Annotated in this window: 2 protein-coding genes; both read right to left on the bottom strand. The window is 46.4% G+C overall.

Annotated features, from left to right (window positions below; genetic code table 11):
• A partial coding sequence (locus tag R7R24_RS26180; RefSeq protein WP_318120040.1) for a YbaK/EbsC family protein occupies positions 1–456 on the bottom strand: 456 nt, incomplete at its 3' end.
• A 24-nt stretch (positions 457–480) separates the two neighbouring features.
• On the bottom strand, positions 481–787 hold a 307-nt coding region (locus R7R24_RS26185), incomplete at its 5' end, for a LysE/ArgO family amino acid transporter (RefSeq protein WP_318120042.1).

Raw genomic sequence — 787 nt, forward strand, 5'->3', positions numbered from 1 at the left:
TATCTGTAAGAGTGGTTTTAAATGAATGCCTGCAATACCGAAGGTACGCTCTGGTAGCCCTGGTGTATAAAGCAACTCTTCGTGATGATAGAGCTTGGTATCCACCACGATCGCAACCTCTGGTGGTAAACCTATCGGGCAAACAGCACCGGGTAGGCAGCCAAGTAATTCCTGCATGAGTTCATCACTGCCAATAGAAGGTCGCTTGCCTAATATTGCTTTAATCGTGTTGGCATCAAGGCGAGAGTCTTTATCAGTAATGAACACGGCATACCCGCCACCTTTGAGTGTTAAAAACAAGCTTTTGCTATGTGTGCCTTGCCAGCCGAGTTCTTTCGCGACTTTAAGGTCGGTGTCGAAGTCGAGAATGGCTTCGTGTTGCCATTCTCGAAATGGAATCGAGAGCGAATGCAATCGCTCTTTGTTGATGCGATAGATGTTTTCCAGTGACTCCATGTCATTCATATCCTTTGGTTTGGATTACCAGTATTTAGTGATGAGCTCGCTCGCGAGTACATAAGCAATGGTGAACATCATCAGTGCAACGGCGATATCGATGCCTTTTTTTACTTTCGGTTTAGATAGCGTAGGCCCGAGTTTTGCGGCGCCCATCGACAAGGTATAGAACCAAACAAATGACGCCATAATAGTGCCTAACGCGAAAGCGATTCGATCATGGCCTTCAAATTGTCCACCGATTGAGCCTAAGATAACAACGGTATCTAAGTACAAATGTGGGTTGAGCACGGTGACAGCTAATGCGCCTAAAATGACCGTTCGGCGTCCA

The sequence above is a fragment of the Vibrio sp. 704 genome, from assembly GCF_033339295.1.